This is a genomic window from uncultured Turicimonas sp. (assembly GCF_902477955.1).
Lineage (GTDB): Bacteria > Pseudomonadota > Gammaproteobacteria > Burkholderiales > Burkholderiaceae_F > Turicimonas.
On the sequence record NZ_CABSJB010000006.1, the window covers coordinates 1 to 16035 of the forward strand.

Here is a 16035-nt window from a genome sequence, read left to right on the forward strand (position 1 = left end):
CTTGGCCTTCCTCTTCGATCGGAGACGATTGCGCCATCCTTACTATTGGGGCCGTGAAGTTAGCTGTCACCGCAGATATGATGGCTTTAGGCACTCATTTTCTTGATGATGCCGATCCTTATACGGTCGGCAGAAAAGCTTTGGCCGTTAATTTGTCAGATTTGGCGGCGGCCGGAGCCTCTCCAAAAGCTTTTTTCCTCTCTATTGCACTTCCTGAAGCCGACCCTGTGTGGCTAAAAGGTTTTTCTGAAGGCCTTTTTGAGGAAGCTGAGAGATTTCATTGTCCTTTGCGCGGCGGAGACACAACCAAAACAGCATCCGTTAACGGTTTGCCGGGAAAGACTTGCATTTCTATCTGCGCTATGGGAGAAGTTGAAGGTGATACTTATATGACCCGCGGAGGGGCTAAACCGGGCGATGACATTTGGGTCTCGGGAACTCCGGGAGATGCCTACGCGGCCTTGGGTTCAATCTGGGGTCAGTTTGAAGTTCCCGTAAACGATTTCTCTTATTTCAAAGCACGCATGGATACGCCGACGCCGAGAGTTGAGCTTGGACAAAAATTAAAAAGCGTGGCGACGGCCTGTTGTGATATTTCCGACGGTCTGGTTGGAGATTTGGGACATATTCTTGAGAGATCAAAGGTTTCAGCAATTTTGTACTGGAAAGATTTTCCGCGTTCAGAGCCAATGAAACGGCTCCCTGAGGAAGTCCAAAGAAGATGTGTCCTTTCGGGCGGCGATGATTACGAACTTCTGTTTACGGCACCGAAGAATAAACGAGCTCAGATCGAGAACCTTAATGAGGGAGGAGCCGTCAAAGTGACGAGAATAGGAAAAATTGTCCCAGCGGCTGAACCTCTGAAAGTATTGGATCAAGACGGAAAGTCCATTGAGCTTTCGAAAAGTTTTAATCACTTTGCATAACTATGAAAGATTATTCTGTCACTGCGCCAAGTATTAAAGAGGTTTGCAAGAACCCGTGGCTTATATTTACGACTTTTTTCGGAGCGGGCTGTTTAACACCGGGGCCCGGAACGTGGGGGTCGTTTGCAGCATGGTTGGCCTTTCTTATTTTGGAGCCTTTGGTCGGAAGAGGGCTGATGTGGATTCTGACGATTCTGTGTTTTATTGTCGGAGTCATTGCCATTCCGAAGTGCGAGGCCGTGTTAAAAAAAATGGATCACGGTTCAATCGTGATCGACGAAGTGGTTGCCGTTTGGTTGGTGCTTCTTCTTTGTCCGACCGGTTTGTTTTGGCAATTGGCCGGAGTACTGGTGTTTAGATTTTTTGACATTGTTAAATTGCCGCCTGCAGCCGGACTTGATAATGGTCCTCAATCAGGCTGGACAGTGATGATTGATGATGTTTTTGCAGCTTTGTATACGCTTTTGGTTGTCAACGGGGTCGCATGGCTGCTTGTGTATTTCCTTAATGCAGAACTAATGTGGAAGGTTTTCTAATGAAAAACGAATTAAAAGCAAAGATTGCCGACCTGGCAGATGTATTAAAAGACCGTAATTTGAAAGTCGCAACTGCCGAGTCTTGCACCGGCGGTATGATTGCTGCAGCTTTGACCGATCTTCCGGGAGCCAGCGACTGGTTTGATAGAGGCTTTGTGACTTATAACAACACAGCAAAGCATGAAATGTTGGGAGTGTCTCAGAGCATCTTGGAAAAGTATGGCGCCGTCAGCAACGACTGTGTTGCTCAAATGGTAGTAGGAGCTTTAAAGAACTCTAATGCTCAAGTTGCAGTAGCAGTCAGCGGCATTGCAGGCCCCGGCGGTGAAGAACCGGGCAAGCCTGTGGGAACCGTTTTCCTAGGTTGGGGTCTCAAAGACGAAATGCCGAATATTATTCGCTTCCATTTTGAAGGCGACAGACAGCAAGTCAGAGAGCAGTGTGTTGAAGAAGCTGTCAATGGGTTATTGGATTTACTGAAAGGTTAATAAATGAGCGTCTGGATAGATGTCGGCTGTTTATTCTTATTGATTTGTCTGAATGGCTTTTTTGCCATGAGCGAAATTGCCATTGTGACAGCCCGGCGTACCAAACTACAAATGCTTGCTGAAGATGATGCACCGGGGGCCAAGTTGGCTCTTATGCTCTCTGAAAATCCGACAAGGGCTTTATCGACAATTCAAGTGGGCATTACTTCTATCGGGATTTTGTCCGGTATTGTCGGTGAGTCTGCACTTGTCGATCCTCTCTCTAAAGTCCTGACCGAAGCTTTTCCGCTTAACGAAGCGACTGCCCGCGGCTTAGCCATGGCTTGTGTGGTAATCGGTATTACTTATTTCTCTATCGTCATCGGCGAACTTGTTCCTAAGAGAGTTGGTCAGATTGCAGCTGATGCCATCGCAAGATTTGTAGCTAAACCAATTCATTGGTTGGCTTTCATTGCGCTTCCATTTGTCAAATTGCTATCTGTTTCTACTGAGTCTTTACTGAAGTTACTTGGTATTCAAAATAACAGTCAGCAGCTGACAGAAGAAGAAATTCATTCAATGATTGAAGAAGGCGGCGAAACCGGAGTGTTGGATGCTCAAGAGCACACGATGGTCAGAAATGTATTCCGTCTGGATGACAGACTAGTCGCCTCTTTAATGATTCCAAGAAGTGAAGTGGAATTTATCGATCTGCAGGACAGCAGAGAAGTTAATATGGAGAAGATTTTGAATTCTCCTTATTCTCGTCTACCGGTCTGCAACGGCGGTTTGGATGAAGTTAAGGGCATTGTGACAACACGCCAGCTTCTTAAGCAAATGGTTCAGACCGGAAAGCCTAACTTCAAGGCTCAGGATCAATATGAACCGCTGGTTTTCGTACCGGAATCTTTAACCGGCATGGAGCTGTTGGAGAATTTTAGAAAGAATTCTGCTTCCTTAGCTTTTGTGGTCGATGAATACGGTGCAATTCTCGGCTTGGTGACTCCTCATGATGTGCTGGAAGCTATTGCCGGAGAATTTACTCCGACTACTCCGGAAGATGCTCAAATTATCAAAAAAGGCGAGAACTCTTTCGAAGTTGATGGCTTGCTTCCTATTCCGGAGTTGAAGGACTTGCTTGATATTGATGAAGTTCCGGAAGAAGAGGAAGACCATTACACCACCGTTGGAGGTATGGTGATGTTCCTGCTCGAAAGAATTCCTCGACAGGGAGACAAGGTCAAATGGGATGGCTGGGAGTTCTATGTTTTAGAAATGGACGGACGGCGCCTTGACAGAATCTTGATTTCTAAGCTTCCGGAAGAGAATTCTTCTGAGAAATCATCCTAAATTACTCGTAAGAGAGCACAAAGCTGCAGAGAATTTCTACAAAAATGGAGGTTCCTGCAGCTTTTCCTTTGCATCAAGCAAGATTGTTCTTTTGATTGCGAGGCAGAACGAACGGACATCTTCTAAAGTCATTGCGTCATGCAAAATCCGATGCTTCAAGCAATGAATCTATGAATAAGAACCGTGCAAATCTCCACGAGAACACGGAAAAAGATTTTCCTTAAGAGATAGAGAGGACTTAAGGCAAGGTAAACTAAGATAGCCTTAGGAGAAAAATAAGAATGCTAGCCTCAACGATATTACAGTCCATCTCCGCGCTTTTTGTTTTACTGACCATTATTGGCTTTGGAGTCTGGCTGTCCAGAAAAAGATATTTTGATTCGCCGTCTAGTCGCGCAACTGTTTCGAAGTTAGTAAACACTTCAATTCCATGCTTTCTGTTCTATTCGGTAATTTCAAAATTTTCTCACGATGAGTTACTGAATCTTTTGACTTTTGCGGGAGTCCCGTTTCTAACCGTTGCTATTAATTATTTTATTTCTCTGCTCTTTATCCGCTTAGGTTGGGTAAGACCTCATTTGAAAGGGACTTTTATCGCGGCTTTTTCGGCGGCAACCGTTTTATTTGTCGGCGTGCCTTTAGTGTCGACGATGTATGGTTCAGACGGTATTCCGTACTTATTGGTGTACTTCTTTGCCAACTGCGTGTTTATTTGGACGGTTGGCCTTTTTAATATACAGATGGACGGAGTGCGTAAAGGAACGGGAGTTGCTCCTAAAATTATTTCGCTTAAAGGTTTGAGGATGCTTTTGTCTCCTCCATTATTGGCGTTCCTTTTAGGTCTCGCAGTGGTTCTTTCTTCAATAACGGTTCCAAATTTCATCCAAGTTTCGACTCGCTACTTAGGCCAGCTGACGACACCGTTAGCCCTTATCTTTGTAGGCATTACTATTCACCAAATTGGAGTGGATAAGTTAAGAAAGATGCCGAGAGAGGTTTGGCTTGTTCTTCTGTCCTGCTTTGTGATACGGCCGCTGGTGATGTACTTATGCACAATGCCGCTGGATATGGATCCCCTTATGCGGAAGTGTTTCATCCTTGCTTCAGCTTTGCCGGTTTCTTCCGTGATTGCAGTCTTGTCCAAAGGGTACGGAGGAGATGAAGAATTTGCCTCAGAAGCTATAGGAGCTTCTACCGTTGGAATGATTGTTGTTCTGCCCTTCTTACTGATAGCAGTCAACCTGATCTAGGCATTTCCAAAAATATTTTGCATAAATAAAACAAAAGCGCTTCCAGATGTAATCGGCTAGCCGAAAGTTAAGGCTCCGTTACAAATTGGATCGCTCCTAATGGTGCGTTCTATGCACCTAAAGCGTTACGCTCATCTATCTTTGTACTGGTAATTCCTAAGATCCTAAAAAATACAAAAAAGATGGGTGAGGTAATGGCTTTTGAAATTCTTTTTTTACTGTTCTTATTTGGAAACGCCTTATTGATTTTTTATTTTTATGTAAGGCAAGTTCGTTCAGTCAAACTACACCGAGACACTGTCCCTCATGTCTTTTCGGATTACGTAAGTTTGTCTGAGCATCAGAAAACCTCCGATTTGTGCCTTCATGAAGCGAAAGTGTCTGAAATTCATAGAATTACAAACTTGGTGGCAATCCTTCTTCTGACATATGGAGGAGTTTTAGGCTGGTTTAGTTCGACATTGCTTGCTAATTTCGGTAACGGGTTGCTAACGCAATATTTCATCGTATTCGGCGTATTAGCTGTTTTTGCCGCTATCGACTTGGTCTTCTCTGCTTTTGGTCAAAATAAGCTTGCAGTTCCCGGACAAAGCAGTTTCTTGAAGCGCTTAGTCTTCTGCACACTTGTTCCGTTAGCAGTACTCCCGATTTGGATGTCCGGTTCTGGTTTGTGGTGGTTCTGGGCTACTTTAGCTGTTTTTGGAATTGGTCTTGCCGTACATTTTGGCTTCTCTTTTAATGGAGCTGCTGTACGTCCAATGACTAACGGCGACCTGAAAGAGCGGTTGCAGGCTTTCCAACGACGAATCCGTTTTGAATCAGCAAAACTTTTTGTGGATGAAGAAAAGGATGCAAAAAACTCTGAAGGCGTCCAAATTGTTGGATACGGATTCAATAAGAAGATTATTCTCAGCAAGTACGTTCTTGAGCACCTTTCACCGCTTGAAATTGAGGCACTCATCGCTAATAAGGTCTGTCAGTACAAGCAAAGTCATAGCATTATGACTTGGACGGCTTTGCTTATTGTCTCTTTCCTTTTCTTCTGGGTTCTTGGTGAGGTCGTTTCTAAGCCATGGTTTTACGAAGGGCTTGGCGTCAATGGCTTGGATAAATCGGCATATGGTACGGCTTTTGTGCTCTTTATGATTTCGGCCTACGTTTTTCTTTCTCCTTTAATTCCTTTGAGAAATGCTCTTTCATGGAAACGTGATGAGAAAGCCGAAGAGAATTCAGTGCTTCTCGTTGACTGGAATGCAATGATTAGTGCTATTGCTAAGGAAACTGCTCACCGTGCCGGTTCCATGGTGCCCGATTCAATGTACTTCAAACTTGTAAGCGGAAATCCTGACCCAATGTACAAGATTAAACTGATTCAACATTTAGCTCCGCGCCACACTCGTCAAAGAGACTCTTGGCTGCCGAGTGCCTAATCAGAACTGCAAGCTGGAACTTCTCGACCTGGAATAAACCTTGTGAGAGGTCCAGCTTAGCTGTCATCCTTTTTTCTGGGAACACTTGTAGTTAACAGGTGATTTCCAGAAGTTCTTGAGTGAACTCAGAAGCAAAAGCCAAACTTAATCTCTACAATGTAGCGAACAAAGCATCGCCGTCAATTCGTAATCTTCAGTTTGCGGCTACTTGAATGCGAACGGCTAACTCTAGAGAAAAAGGAATGAATAGATGCATCAGTTCATAAAGATTTCCGGCTCTCCGTATGAAAGAGGTTTCCAGTACGGAAGCCAAGCAAAGGAAAGAATTTTTAAGGTTATTGAAGAATATAAAGTTCTTTTCGAAAAAGAAGCTTTTATCAATTGGGACAAGGCTCTTAAGCTATCCGAACCGTTTCGGAAAGAAATAGAAGACTATCGTCCGGATTTGATAGAGGAAATGCAAGGCATTGCAGACGGTGCGGGTGTTGACTTTGTCACAATCCTAACTTTGAATTGCCGCTCCGAGATAATGTTTGCCAAGGCTAAATTAGGCGAAGATGCCTGTACAGCTATCGGCGTTCCCCCGGAGGCAAGCGCAAGCGGTCATACCTACCTAGCTCAGAATTGGGACTGGTGGTCCATCGGTGAAGGCACTACTGTAATTGTGGAGGTAGAGCAAGCTCCTTATCCCAAAGCACTTATTATTACCGAAGCAGGTTTGGTAGGCGGAAAAGGCTTGAATGAAAACGGGATCGCGCTGTCTCTTAATGCTTTATCCGCGCGGAATGGAAGGATTGGTGTTCCGGCAATAGTACTTTTAAGAGGCGCTTTGTCTTGCCGAACTATTCCTAAAGCCATCGATGCCATTGCAAAAGCCAAACGCGCAGGAAGCGGATGTGTCGGATTGGCGAGCTCGGACGGTCTGCTTCTCTTCATTGAATATGCACCAATTGATATGGATATTCTGCTGTCTGATGGTGAAACAATTTGCCACTCCAACCATTGGGTTTCAATGAAGATGATTTTGGGAGGAGAAGCAACTAATTATTCCTACAATTCAACGTTCATCCGTTTGGACCGAGCCAGAAGGTTGGTTAAACAAGAAGGAAAAATGACTGTCGAAAGCCTTTTCCGAGTCTTGTCGGATCACGCAGGACATCCTGAAGGCGTCTGCCGTCATGATGACGAAACAGTTGCCGTGTATCACCGACATCGGTCTTTGTGGTCGATGGTTGTTGATGTTACAGACAAGAAGCTGTATTTGACGGATGGCAATCCATGCAAGACGCAAGCAAGAGAATACTCTCTTTAATTTAAATGCCGAAAAGACGCCATAACAGCGTCTTTTCGGCATAGCGGTCAAAAGCTATTTACTTTTTTGGGATGGCTCTTCAATCACTTCAGGAAGATATTCTTTTTCTTCCTCTTTGCGAGCTCTGCGATTCTTGTCGTATTGGATGCCTTTTAAAATACCAAAGGCTCCTAGGACTATCCCTGCAACACCAGCTACTCTTTTAGGGCTGCTTTTCTCAGCAAGAATTCTTCCGAGAGCAATTCCTGCAGGAAGAAGTACCGTCTTGGCAATAGGAAGGATAACTTTCATTTCATCCAAACCTATCGTGCGGGCCGTCTTATAGGCCGCAACTCCGACATTTGCCAAAGAGCGAGGTTTATTGCGGATTTCGTATATTTCCTGCTGAAGCTCAGCTCTCTCGAGCTTTGCTTTCATGGTGAGGTCAGCTAGCTTCTTGGCGACATCTTCATTGGCTTGCATCTTATTTCTCCTCCTGATCTTTATGAGTCGGAGTGTTTAATGAACGGCGCAGAGCTTCTAAGTCGTTAGAAATAATCTGCTTGGACTCTGTAAAGGCATATGGAAGATTGGATGCCAAATTTTTTGCTCTTGCGAGAAAAAAAAGAAACATCACCGTGTAAAAGCCTGCCAGACAGCATGCAACAAATATTCTGTGGTCATCCCAGAAGATAACCAATAAAGCTACTGAGATGAAGACTAAGGCGAAAATGCCGAACAATGCGGCTAACACCATATTGAGGGCGCTTTTCGCCGTGTTGTCCTTAGCCACCGAGAGCTCAAGACCGAAAATCTGAGCGCGCGTGGCCAAGCCTTCAACGAACAAGTCGAGAATAGATCTCAGCGAAGCATCATTCTTCGGTGGAACGGACTTTGTCATTTATTTACTTCTTTGCGATAAGTAAGCCAAGGAGGACGCCGGCTGCTGCAGCAATACCGACAGCACGCCACGGATTTTCATGGACGCATGAATTGATATCGTCAGCAATTTCCTTACCTTGAGAGGACGCGTTCTGATAAAAATCAGCAAGAGTTTCGCGAGCCATGCGCAATTTCTTCTTAGCTTGTTCCTGCAATTCTTTTGCATTTTCATCCGATGCGTTTGCAGCTTTCTTAAGAAGCTCATCTGCTTGTTCCAAAGCTTCATTGACATTGTCACGAATTATGTTTTCTACTCTGTCGCTCATGGGTGTAGATCTCCTTATATAACTGTAAAAAGTCTAGCACTCGGAGTATACCCAGTCGATAATTGCGTCCATTACGGGTATTGCGTTGATAGCTGCGTTTCCATTGATTATGGCCGCTACCGCATAGCGCTTGCCGGAGGCAGTCAGCACGTATCCGGCGATGGAGCGGACGCCCGAAATATATCCAGTCTTTATATGTGCTTGCCCCTTGGCAACGGGTCGTTTTTTCATGGTTCCATCAATTCCGGAAATCGGCATGGAGGCCATATACTCGGCCATGGCTTTATGGTTCCACATATACTCAAGCACTCTGGCAGCAGCGGCTGCTGAAAGCTGAGAGTTCCTAGATAAACCTGATCCATTATCCAGATAGAGTTCTCGCGGAGAGATTTTTAATGTCTGCGCCCATTCTTTCATTGTTTCGCGGCTGCTAGCCAAATTCTTGGGCTCGTCTTTTGCAGTCTTACCTAAGGCTAAGAACAATTGCCGAGCAATTAAATTATTGCTGTACTTGTTCATGTTGTAAGCAAGCTTAGTAAGCGGGTCAGAATAAGAACTGGCGAGGACTGTGCGTTCTTCCGGAGCTTTTCCGTTCTTGACCGTTCCTTTCCATTCTCCTCCCATCTGTTTCCACATAGAAGAGAAAACCGCATTCACATATTCGTTTTGAGCAAAGGCGGTATACATCAAATTTTTAGCACCGCAGCTGGAAGGATATTTACCCTTGAAGACCGGATGGTAAGGATTGGAGTAGTCCGGGTTAATTTGCTTTCGCCAGGCTCCGCATACTTCTTTGCTGAGCGGAATACTTTCAGGAAGCTTGATGCCTTCAAGGTTAGGTTCGGGATAAAGATAAGCAACCCCTTTTTTCGGATCCGGTCTGAATCTAATGATTAAGGAGCGAGAGTTAATGAGCAGAGCGTCAGGGCCGAGGTTATATGGTCGGTTGCCTTCTCCATCGAAAGCAAACGGATCATGTGCCGGCACTTGAAAAGAGCTTCGATCCAGGATTATGTCGCCGTCAATGGTTTTGATTCCTCTGGCTCGGAGGTTATCCAACAGCAGCCAAAACCTCTCGATTGTTAGATACGGGTCACCGGAACCAATCAAATATAAGTCTCCTTTCAGCGTGCCGTTTTCCGGCTCGGCCTCGGAAGCAATGAAAGTTGACCAAACCTTTGAAGGACCAAGTAAATCCAGAGCTGCGGCAGAGGTGACTATTTTTTCTACAGAAGCGGGAATTCTCGGCTGGTTGGCATTAACCAAAAGTTTCTTGCCTTCAGAGCCAAGCGGAATCACCGCGATAGAAAGATCGTTTTTATCTACGCGGGCCCTTAACATTGCATGAGAAATTTCAGAAGGCAATTCTGAAACTGTCCCCGAGGCACTTCCGGATGAAAGAGCCAAAGCAGAAGGGACTGCCGCCGCGGATATTGGGACAACCGCCTTTTTTGCTTTAGTCAAAGCCGTTCTTGCGGTATTCTTCTTAACGGTTTTCTTGGCCGGACGCACAGCTTTCTTCGGCACGGCTGCTTTTTTAGGGGTTGCTGTCTTCTTGGCAACGGTTTTAGTTTTTTGCGGCTCTTTAGAGGGAGCAGAAGCGTTCGCAAACCCTCCCAAGGAACAGGTTATTGCGAATGCCGACAAGCATAGATATTGAACAAATTTACTCTTCATCGCTTCTTCTTCTAACTTAGTGCGCTCTGGGAACTGATGTGGTTTAACACAGATTCATTTTCTTTCTAGTTCTAAGCTTGGAAGATAAACCTTTTTTGGGCACTTGAATAAAATTTCCACGGTATAAAATTTGATATTTCTTACAGATTGTCGAGAAATAACACCCAACCCATTTTGGATGTTGTTAGTATTTATACCTAGTCACACGAGGGGACTTGAAAAATAAAAGATGGTCCCCACATAGTCACTAGCACAATAGCGTGACTTAGATTTTTAAAAGATAAGGAGTTATAAGATGAATATTCGTCCCTTGCACGACCGCGTGATCGTCAAGCGCGTTGAACCAGAAACCCGTACTGCTTCCGGCCTCTACATTCCTGATGCTGCCGGCGAAAAACCAGATCAAGGTGAAGTTTTAGCAGTTGGTCCTGGCAAGCGCGATGACGCAGGAAAATTGATTCCTATGGACGTTAAGGTCGGCGATCGTGTCTTGTTCGGCAAGTACTCCGGACAGACCGTTAAAGTTGGCGGAGAAGAATATCTTGTAATGCGCGAAGAAGACATCATGGGTGTCTTGGAATAAGCGGCAAAGAATAAATAATTTAGGAATAGGAGAACTTTTCAAAATGGCTTCTAAGCAAGTTTTGTTTGGCAATGATGCACGTACCCGCATGGTTCGCGGCGTAAACGTTTTGGCTGACGCCGTTAAGGTTACTTTAGGACCTAAGGGCCGCAACGTTGTTTTGGAACGCGCTTTCGGCGGTCCTACAATCACTAAAGACGGTGTTTCCGTTGCCAAAGAAGTAGAGCTCAAAGACAAATTTGAAAATATGGGCGCTCAGATGGTTAAGGAAGTTGCTTCCAAGACCAGCGACAACGCCGGTGACGGTACAACAACAGCTACCGTTTTGGCACAAGCTATCGTTGACGAAGGTATGAAGTTTGTTGCTGCCGGTATGAGCCCAATGGACTTGAAGCGCGGTATCGACAAGGCTGTCGCCGCTGCTATCGCAGAACTCCATAAACTCAGCAAACCAACAACAACCAGCAAAGAAATCGCACAGGTTGGTGCTATTTCTGCTAACTCCGATCACGAAATCGGCGACATCATTGCTGAAGCAATGGACAAGGTTGGTAAGGAAGGCGTTATTACCGTTGAAGACGGCAAGAGCCTCCACAATGAACTTGAAGTTGTCGAAGGTATGCAGTTTGATCGCGGCTACCTCTCTCCGTACTTCATCAACAATCCTGACAAGCAAGTCGCTTTGTTAGACAACCCATACATCCTGTTGGTTGAAAAGAAGATCAGCAACATTCGCGATCTTCTCCCAATCCTTGAACAGGTTGCTAAGGCTGGCAAGCCATTGCTCATCATTGCTGAAGACATCGACGGCGAAGCTCTTGCAACATTGGTTGTCAACAGCATCCGCGGTGTATTGAAGACAGTTGCCGTTAAGGCTCCTGGCTTCGGTGACCGCCGTAAAGCCATGCTCGAAGATATCGCTATCCTCACAGGCGGTACAGTCATCAGCAGCGATGTCGGCTTGAGCCTCGACAAAGCAACTTTGAACGAACTTGGCTCTGCTAAGAAAGTCGAAGTTAACAAAGAAAGCACAACTATCATCGACGGCGCCGGTAAGGAAGACCAGATCGAAGCCAGAGTTAAACAGATTCGTAAGCAGATTGAAGAAACTTCCAGCGATTACGATCGTGAAAAACTTCAGGAACGTGTTGCCAAGTTGGCAGGCGGTGTTGCCTTGATTAAGGTCGGTGCTGCTACTGAAGTTGAAATGAAAGAAAAGAAAGCTCGTGTTGAAGATGCTCTGCATGCCACACGTGCTGCTGTTGAAGAAGGCGTTGTTGCCGGCGGCGGTGTTGCTCTTATCCGTGCTAAACAGGCTATCAAAGATCTTAAGGGTGACAATCCTGAACAAGACGCCGGTATCAAGATCGTTTTGCGCGCTATGGAAGAACCAATGCGCCAGATCGTTCGCAATGCCGGTGATGAGCCAAGTGTTGTAGTAGATCGCGTTGCTAACGGCAAAGGAAACTTCGGTTTCAATGCTCAGACAGGCGAATATGGCGACATGATTGAAATGGGCGTTTTGGATCCGACTAAGGTTACTCGTACAGCCCTTCAGAATGCCGCTTCTGTCTCCAGCCTCATCCTCACAACTGAGTGCATGATTGCTGATTTGCCGGAAGACAAACCTGAAGTTCCTCCAATGGGCGGAATGGGCGGAATGCCTGGCATGATGTAATAGACATCTAGTTCAAAAGAAAACCTCCGATGAAGTTTCAAGCCTCTCGGAGGTTTTGTTTTACTTATGAAATTGTTAATTAGTTTGGAAAGCAATACTCAAAGGATGCTAAGCAAGAATAGGAAGTCCTTCCGCTAATCTGTCAAACTCTGGGAGCCAATCTATTTTCCATTCCTTTTTGGTTGCTTCATCAACCCAAGCTGCTTCAATACTGTTTTCAAGCATCTTTCTCAAATCTTCCAAAGAGAATCCTAGAAAGTTGAACATCAGCAGCCACGATTCAGAAATAGATACCTGATGCATGGTGGGGTCGTCACTATTTGGAAAAATCTTCAGGCCCAATTCAGCCATTTTTCTCACAGGATGCTTGTGTGCCCATTCTTCATCTGAGAAAGTTCTGAGGTAGTAAGAGTTGGTGGGAACCACGGCAAAATGGACATCGTTATTACGAGCTTCTTGGACGAGGTCCGGATTGTCGATAATTGTGTAGCCATGATCGATGCGGTCAGCTCCAAGCAGCGTCAGTGAGGTCTCAACGTTTCGCCAATGTTCGCCGAACTCCCCGGCATGAATTGTGATCTTAAAACCGGCATCTTTAGCTAACTTGAATGCTTTCCAGAAGTTTTCCGGCTCATGATTGGTTTCACGGTAGTCGATGCCCAATCCGATTGTTTTAGGATCGCGATGGGCAATCATTTCCTGGACTAGTTCAACGGCATCTTCGGCAGACGCCTCACGGTCAATTGCGGGAATGGACCTTCCAATCACACCGAATTCACGCTCGCCGTCTTCTAAGCCTTCTACAATGGCTTTTTGAGCCTTCTCAAAGGTCATGAAATGCTTAAGACCGGTCCAATTCCAATAGAACTCGATGTAACGAACACCTTGGTCCGCCACGCGTTTCATATGTTCAAAGGTGATTCTTTTTAAGAATTCCGGCTTTGAAAGGATCTGAGATTCCAGTGATCGGAAAATTCTCAGAACACCAACTGGTTTATCCCCGCGTGTATAAAACTCATCTATTGTGGACTGAGGAATGTCGGCACCTGATTCTTTAACCAAATCCTCAAAAGTTTCCTTTCCTGTTGTACCAAGCAAATGGCAGTGAAGCTCAACTTTTGGGAAAGAGCTGAAGAAGTCTGTCCATTCTTTAGGCAGGACTCTTTGAAAAGGAGAGTCGGGTACAAAACCAGGATTGTCTTTTCGCATTTTGGGCTCCGTGAGATTAGTCAAAAGGAATATACATCTTTCAAGTTCTTATTCGTCTCATTTCATAGGGTTTCCTCTAATTTTGCCGTTAAAACAAGTAGTTATCACCCATAGTCTTAACCCGTAAGGTTCATTCCGAAATGCTCCGAATGGCGAGGCTCATTAAAATTAAAAGATTCTTAAATAAAATCCCGGAGACCAAAAATGATTGATTGCATCCTTGCGGTCATTATTCTTGTAATTACAGGTTGGGCGATCGCTAAGAACTATGATGCAAAGGTTGTTCTATTTGCCGCCGGCCTAGTGATGCTTTACCTAGCACTCATCAGCGGACACGATGTTCTCGGAGCAAAAGCTACATCAGGACTGGCGTGGGCCGATCCATTCAAGGTGATTAAGGATCAGTTTGTAAGGCAATTCAGTAATGCAGGTTTAATCATCCTTACGCTCTTCGGTTTTGCAGCCTATATGTCTCATATCGGCGCAAATGATATGGTCATTAAAGTTTTAACAAAGCCACTTTCCAAGATTAAACATCCGGCATTATTGATCCCGTTGGTTTTCTGGATTGGCACTTGCTTGCAAATTATTATCCCAAGTGCGGCTTCTCTAGCAGTAATCTTAATGGCCACACTTTATCCGGTCCTTCGTGCCGCAGGTCTTTCGACTCTGACTGCTGCCGCTCTTATTGCTACCACCGCGACGATTGTTCCGACTCCGCTAGGCGGAGATAACGTGGTAGCTGCTCGTGTTCTTGGTTTTGAGAATGTTGTCGATTATGTGTTCTATCACTGCGCACCAATTACCATTCCTGCTTTGTTTGTTATGGGAATAGTTCATTATTTCTGGCAAACCTACTTAGACAAACGCCAAGGAAAAGAACTTGAGGTCTTAAATCAGGAGTCGATGATTGAACAGAATCGCCCTGAAAAAAATACACCGATTTGGTATTCGATTTTTCCGGTTTTACCGTTGTTTCTTGTCATCTTTTTCTGGATATTCTTTCGCAAAGCAAAAGTAGGTTTAGTTGAGATAACTCTCTTCTCTTTAGTTCCTGCCGTGATTAGCGAACTTGTTCGAAATAAGAATGCCAAAGAAACAATGAAGGATTTGAGACTTTTCTTCAATGGAATGGGAGACGGCTTTTCAAAGGTAGTCGTATTAATCGTTGCTGCCGCCACAATGGTTGCAGGCCTTCGCGCACTCGGACTCATAGATGCAATTTCTCGCTCTGTGTCTGACTTTGAAAACGCCAAAGCAGGTCTTATGCTGGCATTTTCTGCAATTACCGGTTTGATTACCTTCATCAGCGGTTCCGGTAATGCTGCCTTTTATAGCTTTATCGAAATAATTCCGCAGATTGCTGAAAAAGCAGGTTTGGACCCAATCATGGTTGCTCTTCCGATGCAATGTATGTCCAACTTGTTCCGCTCAATGTCGCCGGTTGCCGCTGTGGTAATTATTGTCTCGGCCTCTATCAAAGTTAATCCGCTGGTGTTAGTGAAGAGAACTTGGGTTCCTTTGATGGCAGGTGTGCTGACTGTCCTTTTGTTGTCTTTCTTGAAATATATCTAGGAAATCGAGGAGAGACGAAGCGGATAAGCGCTTTGTACACAGCAAATCCAAAAAAGTGCGGTTCTGATTTTTGAGATTATCTTGGACTGAACCATACTCGATCTTTAGAGCCGCACGCGAGTTTTAAGAGCCGTGCGTATGCGCTGTACCGCCAAAGAAATGGGCGTGTCTGTGCTCGTGTATGGTGGGTGCAGGTACTGGAACTATCTTCTTATCCTGAATGATGATGAAGCTGTCACATGTCTCAATCAACAGCTCGGGTTCGTGACTGATAATGATTTTGGCGCAGTCCAGTGAGTTGATTTGGGAGATGAGAAGATGACGGCTTTTTTCATCTAATCCGTTCGAGGGTTCGTCAAGAAGCAGAATTTCCGGATTCATGGAGAGGACAGCCGCAAGAGTAACTAATTTCTTTTGTCCGCCCGATAATTCAAAGCTTAAAGAGTGGGCCAGAGAGGAAATTCCAAGGCGTTCCAAAGCATTCATAGAGGCGGATAAAGCTTCCTCTTCAGAAAAGCCTAGATTTAAAGGTCCGAAAGAGACATCATCGATGACTTCCGGAAAAAATAATTGGTCATCGGAATGCTGAAGAACAAAACCAACTTTTGAACGAAGTTCTCTGAAATCGGACTCGGAGCTAATAGGCTTGCCTTTTAAGAATATTTCTCCTTCCTGAGGCTGGATTAGTCCCGTAATGATCTTGAAAAGAGTTGTTTTGCCACTGCCATTCGGACTCCAAAATCCGATGTTCTGACCTTTACGCAGTGAAAGTCCGGTTTGGAGATAAAGGGGTTCTTTTTCCGGGAATCCAAAACTAATGCCCTTAAGCTCCAGCAATAACTCTTGTTCTGACAT

General features: G+C 45.0%; 16 protein-coding genes. 10 read left to right on the top strand and 6 right to left on the bottom strand.

Translation table 11 applies throughout. The features are described 5' to 3' along the window. The 7 genes from thiL to RDK53_RS02895 form a co-directional block, all read left to right on the top strand. Positions 1–926 (top strand): thiamine-phosphate kinase (gene thiL / locus RDK53_RS02865; protein ID WP_308513196.1); only part of this gene is annotated, 926 nt, incomplete at its 5' end. A 2-nt stretch (positions 927–928) separates the two neighbouring features. Beyond that, on the top strand, positions 929–1462 hold the full coding sequence (locus tag RDK53_RS02870; protein ID WP_308513197.1) for a phosphatidylglycerophosphatase A: 534 nt from the start codon (positions 929–931) through the stop codon (positions 1460–1462). Beyond that, a complete protein-coding gene (locus RDK53_RS02875; protein WP_308513198.1) occupies positions 1462–1950 on the top strand; it encodes a CinA family protein in 489 nt (162 codons plus the stop codon). Before RDK53_RS02870 ends, RDK53_RS02875 begins: the two co-directional genes overlap by 1 nt. Positions 1951–1953: 3 nt before the next feature. Further along, on the top strand, positions 1954–3279 hold the full coding sequence (locus RDK53_RS02880; protein ID WP_308513199.1) for a hemolysin family protein: 1326 nt from the start codon (positions 1954–1956) through the stop codon (positions 3277–3279). A gap of 281 nt (positions 3280–3560) precedes the next feature. Beyond that, a complete protein-coding gene (locus RDK53_RS02885; protein ID WP_308513200.1) occupies positions 3561–4529 on the top strand; it encodes an AEC family transporter in 969 nt (322 codons plus the stop codon). Between the two features lie 194 nt (positions 4530–4723). Beyond that, entirely contained in the window at positions 4724–5959 is a 1236-nt protein-coding gene (locus RDK53_RS02890) for a peptidase M48 (RefSeq protein ID WP_308513201.1), read from the top strand. Positions 5960–6209: 250 nt separating this feature from the next. Beyond that, a complete protein-coding gene (locus RDK53_RS02895) occupies positions 6210–7271 on the top strand; it encodes a C45 family peptidase (RefSeq protein ID WP_308513202.1) in 1062 nt (353 codons plus the stop codon). A gap of 54 nt (positions 7272–7325) precedes the next feature. On the opposite strand, the gene RDK53_RS02900 is transcribed toward RDK53_RS02895, so the two are convergent. Genes RDK53_RS02900 through dacB form a run of 4 tightly spaced genes read right to left on the bottom strand, consistent with a single transcriptional unit; the run spans position 7326 to position 10135 of the window. Further along, a complete protein-coding gene (locus RDK53_RS02900; protein ID WP_308513203.1) occupies positions 7326–7733 on the bottom strand; it encodes a hypothetical protein in 408 nt (135 codons plus the stop codon). A 1-nt stretch (position 7734) separates the two neighbouring features. Then, the gene (locus RDK53_RS02905) at positions 7735–8151 is read right to left on the bottom strand and encodes a phage holin family protein (RefSeq protein WP_308513204.1); all 417 of its coding nucleotides are present in this window, start codon (positions 8149–8151) and stop codon (positions 7735–7737) included. Positions 8152–8155: 4 nt separating this feature from the next. Then, entirely contained in the window at positions 8156–8458 is a 303-nt protein-coding gene (locus RDK53_RS02910; RefSeq protein ID WP_308513205.1) for a DUF883 family protein, read from the bottom strand. A 33-nt stretch (positions 8459–8491) separates the two neighbouring features. Continuing rightward, on the bottom strand, positions 8492–10135 hold the full coding sequence (gene dacB, locus RDK53_RS02915) for a D-alanyl-D-alanine carboxypeptidase/D-alanyl-D-alanine-endopeptidase (RefSeq protein WP_308513206.1): 1644 nt from the start codon (positions 10133–10135) through the stop codon (positions 8492–8494). A gap of 295 nt (positions 10136–10430) precedes the next feature. On the opposite strand from dacB, the gene RDK53_RS02920 reads away from it, so the two are divergent. Together RDK53_RS02920 and groL are read left to right on the top strand one after the other, a co-directional pair. Continuing rightward, positions 10431–10718, top strand: coding sequence for a co-chaperone GroES (locus RDK53_RS02920; protein ID WP_282195668.1), 288 nt, complete (start codon positions 10431–10433; stop codon positions 10716–10718). A gap of 43 nt (positions 10719–10761) precedes the next feature. Further along, a complete protein-coding gene (gene groL, locus RDK53_RS02925) occupies positions 10762–12396 on the top strand; it encodes a chaperonin GroEL (RefSeq protein ID WP_066595218.1) in 1635 nt (544 codons plus the stop codon). Between the two features lie 108 nt (positions 12397–12504). On the opposite strand, the gene RDK53_RS02930 is transcribed toward groL, so the two are convergent. Beyond that, entirely contained in the window at positions 12505–13605 is a 1101-nt protein-coding gene (locus RDK53_RS02930; RefSeq protein ID WP_308513207.1) for an adenosine deaminase, read from the bottom strand. A gap of 204 nt (positions 13606–13809) precedes the next feature. Here RDK53_RS02930 and dcuC point away from each other — a divergent pair, with 204 nt between their 5' ends. Next, positions 13810–15180, top strand: coding sequence for a C4-dicarboxylate transporter DcuC (gene dcuC / locus RDK53_RS02935; RefSeq protein WP_308513208.1), 1371 nt, complete (start codon positions 13810–13812; stop codon positions 15178–15180). A gap of 123 nt (positions 15181–15303) precedes the next feature. Here dcuC and RDK53_RS02940 read toward each other — a convergent pair whose 3' ends face one another. After that, a complete protein-coding gene (locus RDK53_RS02940) occupies positions 15304–16035 on the bottom strand; it encodes an ABC transporter ATP-binding protein (protein ID WP_308513209.1) in 732 nt (243 codons plus the stop codon).